This window comes from Proteiniphilum sp. UBA5463, from assembly GCF_002427225.1.
Lineage (GTDB): Bacteria > Bacteroidota > Bacteroidia > Bacteroidales > Dysgonomonadaceae > Proteiniphilum > Proteiniphilum propionicum.
On record NZ_DIQL01000022.1, the window covers coordinates 1 to 6,756 of the forward strand.

Below are 6,756 nucleotides of genomic sequence, written 5' to 3' on the forward strand. Positions count from 1 at the left end.
GCAGGCGGGAGAGGTGCTAACGAGCCTGATGTGAAAAAATCCAATCAATTTGTAGCAGATTTGGTGGTCCGTTTCGGAGCCGATGAAGATTTTTATGTAGGTGCCCGCTATAACACAATGAAAGCGGATATGGGAGCTGCACAAGGTGAACCCAATCATTACGAAGTGGATATAAATCGCGTAGCCATTGCAGCCGGTTGGTATATGACAAAAAACGTTATGGCTAAAATTGAATATGTAAACCAAAAATACAACGGATTTCCAGCCAGATCCATACAAGACGGTGCAGAGTTCAACGGATTGACTTTGCAGGGATCCATAGCATTTTAAGAACAATAAAAACCAAGCCGGTAAATTGATACCGGTTTGGTTCTTTTTTAAAAAAAATTGACAATGAAAGCTTTATTTACCCTCTTACTTACAGGCATACTGACTACAGGAGTTGTCGTCGCACAGACATCTTCATCAGTAGTTGCTGTAGACGTGAATAAAAACAGCAGTTTATCGATAAACGGCACCTCCAATATTGTTAATTTCACACTAACCCAAAGCAGTGAGAACTTCATTCAAAAAAACATGATCATCACTGCATCACAAAACAATAAAAAACTTTACCTGAGCGAAAACCGGCTAGTTGTACCGGTGAAAAGATTTACTTCAAGCAATAAGATGGCCCTCAGGGATTTTTATAAACTATTGAAATCCGACGAATACCCCACGATGGATATTCAACTCAATCACATAGACTTACCCGAAAACCCAAATTCTAACACAGGCGTGGCTGTTGTTGATGTAACCATTACGGGGGTTACAAAAAAATACCAATTCCCCATTAAAACCGAAAGAAACGGTACGGGCTACATTTTTGACATTGAAAAACACATAAATATTCGTGACTTCGGACTGGAACCTCCCGTGCAAATGATGGGTATGCTTAAGGTAGACGAAATGATCAATATTAACCTGAAAATGATATGCAACATCCAGCCTGCGGAAAGTGCACAATTAAACTTACCCGGCAGTCCAGAATAAGCCGTACACTCATTGTATCAAAACACCCACTTTCTCAATACCCTTAATAGGATTGTCTTTCATTACCTGACGGATACGGACAAGATAAGCACGCGTGGAATCCAGGGCTACAGACGCCTTGTAGGGAACCGACAACTGATAAAGCCCCGCACTACCTTTTCCCAGCCATTTTCCATGAGAATCAGCCAGTGTTATCTCGACAGTGTCGCTAACAAATGTGGTATCTGTTATGTTCTGTTGAACGAGTAACCAGATATTCTGGTAAAGATACTGGTTGTTATTAACAATCTCCAACACGATATCGTATCGTTTATCAGGGTCAACGGTAAGCGAGTCGATTAAAAAATCAGCTGTAGCCTGGTTCCAGTTGCTGTTTTTGATCGAATGAAAACGGTAATAAACCACTCCTTCATCACACGAAGATAAAAAAGCAAAAACAACTAAAAACCCAATAAACAGCTTACTCCTCATTTTGTTTCGGTGGTTTTCCTTTCCTGTTTCTGTTGTCCTGTCTTCCCCTCCTTGGCTTTCTCCTTTTTGAAGTAGTTCCACCCTCCTTTTTATCGAAACGGGTAATGCTCTGATCTCCCAGCAAATCGTTCTGAATGGTTTCTTCTTTTGTTTCACCGGGCTCCGTCTCAGGTGCTAACTTTGAAGGTTTTTTCCCTTTTTTATTCCATTCTATGATTTGAAATGCCCTGTCTTTTGAGATTGTCTCCAGGTTTACCGGATTGTTCTTGTCGGTAGAATACGTGATCTGTCCCGACAAAATATCGGTCTTGAAGTGAAAATAATCACTGTCTTTGGTCTGCAGGACAATCTCACGCGAAGGCAACCTCCTGCTGGCTTCCACATACGCGTCTACTTCATAATTCATACAGCATTTTAATTTTCCACATTGTCCCGCTAGTTTTTGCGGGTTAAAGGAGATATCCTGGTATCGGGCTGCTGAAGTAGATACCGATACAAAGCTTGACATCCAACTGCTACAGCACAACTCACGTCCGCATGGTCCAACTCCCCCTATCCTTCCGGCCTCTTGACGTGCGCCAATTTGCTTCATCTCGATCTTTACCCTGAATTCCGCAGCAAAATCTTTGATTAACTGACGAAAATCCACCCTCTCGTCAGCAATGTAGTAGAAAATGGCCTTACTTCCATCCCCTTGATATTCAACGTCTCCAATTTTCATATTCAAGCCAAGACTCTCAGCTATCTCTCTGGAACGAATCATGGTAGGTTGTTCTTTGGCTTTGGCCAGCTCATACTTTTCCAAATCCGCCGGGCGCACTATCCGATAAATCCGCCTCGGGCCACTATTGCCATCTTCTCGATAGTTGTTTTTACGCATCTGCGCCTCTACAAGCTTTCCGGTAAGTGTTACCGTTCCAATATCGTGACCGGGAGAAGCTTCAACGGCCACAACATCGCCCTTTTTCAAATCGATATTGTTGCTGTTTATGTAATATCCTTTCCGGGTATTTTTAAACTGAACTTCTACCATATTGGTCAGTTCCTGCATTTCGGGAAAGTCGTGCAACCAATCATAAACATGAAGTTTAGTAGAGTGTTTGGGACATCCCTTGCAAGAACCGCTGTTTCGTACAGTTGTTACTCTTTCAGGGACAATGTCCGCTAATTTATCTGATAATTTTTCTCTGTCCATAATACATACATTGATATTGCCTAAAGGCAAACGTTGTTTGACTGCGTGTAATTCAATTACTTATAGCCCGCTTACTTCGTTAGCATTATTCGCTCCGCAGAATATTGAATAACTTATTTTTTTAAAAGCATTGTGCCTTTTAAACATAAATCCAAAAAAATGATCTTGGCATTTCCGTTTTGCTCAATTTGCCGGTAGGCAAGCTGAAACTCATCGTTAAACGATTGGATGTTTCCTTCGTTGATAAAAGGAGCAAAACGTTCACCAAATTCTTTTTCTTCTTCACTGAGATAAATCATATCGGGTTCATTGAAATTGCTTATAAAAAACTCCCGAAACAGTCGCAGGCTATATAGTAAATAGCTTTTCTGCATTTCCCTGCCCATAGAAGCCATTTCACCCGCAACCGATTTTATCGCTTTAATGTTTCTCGATACCGAAGAGCGCATCATTTCCTTAAACAACGAAAAAAAATATTTGTTGTCGTCAGCAGACTGAATGATGCTCACGGCTTTTGAAAAGCTACCATTGGCAATGTGCGCCACGTACTTTGCCTCCTCTTCCTGCAAACCATAAACCGACCGGATGGATGCCACCATTTCGTCCGGCTCGACAGCCCGGATGTTTAACGGCTGGCAACGCGACTGAATAGTGGGCAGCACGTGTTCCAAATCTTCTGAAACCAACAGAAAAATTGTTTTCTCGGGTGGTTCTTCAATCATTTTCAGCAACTTGTTGGCACATGCATCGTGCATTTTTTCAGGCAGCCATACAATCATAATCTTATATGGCGCCTCGTAAACCTTCAGGCTTAGTTTGCGTATAATCTCATCGCTTTCCTTTGAATAAATAATACCCTGTGCATTCTCGGCATTTATGAAGTTGAGCCAATCGTTCAGGTTGAAATAAGCCTGTCCGCTTAAAAACTCACGCCACTCGGGCAAATACTCATCGCTAACTTTCGATTTTACCACTGGAAACACAAAGTGCAGGTCGGGATGCATCAGTTTATCGAATTTGTGACACGATGCACATTTTCCACAGGAATCTTCTACCGCTCTGTCTTCACAGTTCAGGTATCTGGCATAAGCAATGGCCAACGGCAGTTTTCCCACACCTTCCGGACCATGAAACAACCGGGCATGCGGAATAAAGCCGCGCTGCACGGAATCGGTCAGATGTTTTTTAACATCGTGAAGCCCTATGATATTACGAAAATACATGTATCCTCCGTTCTTGATCATACAAAAGTAATGAAAAAGAGCGAAACTGAAAAGCGTGTCAAGAAAACGTTTTGTGCCGTCTTCTATAAGCTTTTTAGTTGTCCGTTAATGGATTGTTGTTTTTTATCCTCATTGTTGAAACTGTTTTAATTTTTGTCATGCCATGGTTTATGCCTTTTTTTGTTTCATGCCTACTTTTTGATGGATTTGGATTTTCAAATTATGCATAATAGCGGATAATTTTGAAGAAATTTAAAATCCAAAACAATTTCTTAACTCAGAATTAAAAAAATGAAGTAATTTTGCGTGATTTTTTGCTTATAAGCTCGCATTGATCAAAAAAATCTGCGCCTGTTCCGCGCCCATTTTCTGAAATTTATAGATACAAAAGAACAATGAATAATTCATTTTTTAGCAAGTTCACCCCAAAGGAACCTAAGTTCTTTCCGCTTTTGAAGGGGATAGTAGAAGTAATAAAATCAGCATCTTATTTAATGTTGGAGTTTGTGGAAAAAGGCAATCACGCTAATGCTGCAGATTACTACAAGAAAATTAAAGAGGAGGAACGCAAAGGGGATACCCTTTCCAACAAAATTTTTGACGAACTGAATGCTACTTTTATCACACCCTTTGATCGTGAAGATATTCATAACCTGGCAACCAAAATGGACGATGTCACAGATTATATCAATAGCGCTGCCAAAAAAGTTTTTTTGTATAATCCCAAAGAGATGCCGGCTGCAGCCAAAGATATGGTCGAACTGATTATTGAAGCATCTGCCCAGATAGAAAAAGCCGTAAATGAATTGGATGTCCTGAAGAAAAGTAGAAAAAGAGTTTCGGATTATTGCCGGGAACTACATCTTATTGAAAACAGGGCTGATGATGTTTATGAACACTTCCTTATCGACTTATTTGAAAATCAAAAAGAGAGCATCGAATTAATAAAAAAGAAAGAAATCATGTTTGAGCTTGAAAAAGCCACCGATGCAGCTGAAGGCGTAGGGAAGATTATAAAAACGATTATCGTAAAATACGCGTAAAGGAGTTATTACCTTGCTGTTTTTCATTCTATTTTATCTTAACTTATAATAATCCGTATGACGTTATTGATCGTTATTATTTCCTTAGCGCTAATTTTTGACTTTATAAATGGTTTTCACGATGCGGCCAACTCCATTGCCACTATCGTTTCCACCAAGGTGCTGACTCCCTTTCAAGCCGTTTTGTGGGCAGCCATGTTTAACTTTGTCGCTTTCTTCATTGCTAAATACCTCATTGGCGGCTTCGGGATTGCCGACACTGTTTCAAAAACCGTGATTGCCGAATTCATCACTCTTCCCATTATTTTTTCCGGGTTAGTGGCAGCTATTACGTGGAATTTACTGACCTGGTGGCTTGGGATTCCTTCGTCGTCTTCGCATACGTTGATTGGAGGATTTGCCGGAGCGGCCATTGCAAAATGGGCCAGTTTTTCGGTCATCAAGGTTTCCGTGATTGTGAAGATTGCTTCCTTTATTTTCATTGCGCCCCTGGTAGGGATGTTGGTAGCCATGATTCTTACCATCGCCTTACAATGGTCTGTAAGGCGTACGAATCCGCACAAGGCAAATACGTGGTTTAAGCATTTCCAGCTCGTATCATCTGCCCTGTTCAGTATCGGCCACGGGCTGAACGACTCTCAAAAAGTAATGGGCATCATCGCCGCCGCATTAATCGCCACCCATATCCAGCACCCTGAAATAGGATTTGGAATTGAGTCCATCAGCGATTTACCCAACTGGGTAGCGTTCTCCTGCTTCTTTGCCATCTCGCTGGGCACGATGTCCGGTGGTTGGAAAATAGTAAAAACTATGGGGACACGTATCACCAAAGTGACTCCTTTTGAAGGAGTTGTTGCGGAAACTGCCGGTGCCCTCACACTGTACCTCACCGAGTTCCTAAAAATTCCCGTAAGTACTACTCACACCATCACGGGTGCAATCATTGGTGTTGGTTCGGTAAAACGCCTATCAGCTGTCCGCTGGGGAGTTACCCGAAAGTTGCTTGTTGCATGGATATTGACCATTCCCGTCAGCGCACTGATTGCCGCCACGGTTTATTTTACGGCGGGAAAATTTCTTTATTTTTAGTTTGTCAATATACCTCCCGGGCCACCCGGTAAATACTTTCAGTTGCACCTAAAGCATAAAAATGGATTCCTGGTACACCCCGCTGCACCAACTCCCTACTTTGCAAAAGGCACCACTCCACTCCTACCTCTACGGCATCGGCATCGGTTTTGCATTTGCGCAGTTCACGCTCCAGGTCTTCGGGAATTTCCGTCCTGAATATCTTGGGAAGGACATTCAGCTGATTTTTTAGATGAATGGGCTTTACACCGGGAACGATGGGAATAGTAATTCCTTCGGCACGGCAACGATCAACAAAATCAAAGTACTTTTGATTATCGAAAAACATTTGCGTCACAAGATAATCAGCACCATTCTGAGCTTTCATTTTAGTATAATAGATCTCTGATTCCATATTGGGCGACTCTTCATGTTTCTCGGGATAACATGCCATCCCATAGGTAAACGGAGTTTCAGGCGCCGGGAACGTGGAACCATCCAAGGCAATCCCGTTGTTAAAATTATTCACCTGCTCCTGTAATCCTGTTGCGTAAGAGTGACAATCCATTTTTCGCTGGTCGACATCCAATTTTTTGGTGTCACCACGCAACAACAACAGGTCAGTAACACCCAGAAATGAAAGATCAATCAACGCATATTCCGTTTCTTCTTTTGAAAAGCCCTGTGAAATAATGTGAGGCACCGCCCGAATACCGTATTTATT

General features: G+C 41.8%; 7 protein-coding genes and 1 pseudogene. 4 read left to right on the forward strand and 4 right to left on the reverse strand.

Annotated features, from left to right (window positions below; genetic code table 11):
- A partial coding sequence (locus B3B27_RS03720; RefSeq protein ID WP_286846883.1) for a hypothetical protein occupies positions 1 to 330 on the forward strand: 330 nt, incomplete at its 5' end.
- A gap of 63 nt (positions 331 to 393) precedes the next feature.
- On the forward strand, positions 394 to 1,032 hold the full coding sequence (locus tag B3B27_RS03725; RefSeq protein ID WP_286846885.1) for a YceI family protein: 639 nt from the start codon (positions 394 to 396) through the stop codon (positions 1,030 to 1,032).
- Positions 1,033 to 1,041: 9 nt separating this feature from the next.
- Here B3B27_RS03725 and B3B27_RS03730 read toward each other — a convergent pair whose 3' ends face one another.
- The 3 genes and pseudogenes from B3B27_RS03730 to B3B27_RS03740 form a co-directional block, all read right to left on the reverse strand.
- Positions 1,042 to 1,503 carry a gliding motility lipoprotein GldH gene (locus tag B3B27_RS03730; protein ID WP_286846886.1) on the reverse strand — a complete coding sequence of 154 codons (462 nt, stop codon included), beginning with the start codon at positions 1,501 to 1,503 and terminating at the stop codon, positions 1,042 to 1,044.
- A 16-nt stretch (positions 1,504 to 1,519) separates the two neighbouring features.
- Positions 1,520 to 2,662: pseudogene (locus B3B27_RS03735) on the reverse strand (PSP1 domain-containing protein); the annotation flags it as partial.
- A gap of 149 nt (positions 2,663 to 2,811) precedes the next feature.
- Positions 2,812 to 3,921 (reverse strand): ATP-binding protein, encoded by a 1,110-nt coding sequence (locus B3B27_RS03740; RefSeq protein WP_286846893.1) that lies wholly within the window; start codon positions 3,919 to 3,921, stop codon positions 2,812 to 2,814.
- Positions 3,922 to 4,316: 395 nt separating this feature from the next.
- Between B3B27_RS03740 and B3B27_RS03745 the strand changes: the two genes are divergently transcribed.
- Together B3B27_RS03745 and B3B27_RS03750 are read left to right on the forward strand one after the other, a co-directional pair.
- On the forward strand, positions 4,317 to 4,964 hold the full coding sequence (locus B3B27_RS03745) for a DUF47 domain-containing protein (protein WP_286846888.1): 648 nt from the start codon (positions 4,317 to 4,319) through the stop codon (positions 4,962 to 4,964).
- 57 nt (positions 4,965 to 5,021) lie between these two features.
- The gene (locus B3B27_RS03750) at positions 5,022 to 6,053 is read left to right on the forward strand and encodes an inorganic phosphate transporter (protein WP_286846889.1); all 1,032 of its coding nucleotides are present in this window, start codon (positions 5,022 to 5,024) and stop codon (positions 6,051 to 6,053) included.
- A gap of 4 nt (positions 6,054 to 6,057) precedes the next feature.
- Here the strand turns inward: B3B27_RS03750 and B3B27_RS03755 are convergent.
- Positions 6,058 to 6,756 (reverse strand): methylenetetrahydrofolate reductase (locus tag B3B27_RS03755; RefSeq protein WP_286846891.1); only part of this gene is annotated, 699 nt, incomplete at its 5' end.

Bases quoted from the DNA above. Each gene is read 5' to 3' on its own strand.
- B3B27_RS03730 (WP_286846886.1), bottom strand. From the start codon at position 1,503: ATGAGGAGTAAGCTGTTTATTGGGTTTTTAGTTGTTTTTGCTTTTTTA.
- B3B27_RS03740 (WP_286846893.1), bottom strand. From the start codon at position 3,921: ATGTATTTTCGTAATATCATAGGGCTTCACGATGTTAAAAAACATCTG.
- B3B27_RS03725 (WP_286846885.1), top strand. From the start codon at position 394: ATGAAAGCTTTATTTACCCTCTTACTTACAGGCATACTGACTACAGGA.
- B3B27_RS03750 (WP_286846889.1), top strand. From the start codon at position 5,022: ATGACGTTATTGATCGTTATTATTTCCTTAGCGCTAATTTTTGACTTT.
- B3B27_RS03745 (WP_286846888.1), top strand. From the start codon at position 4,317: ATGAATAATTCATTTTTTAGCAAGTTCACCCCAAAGGAACCTAAGTTC.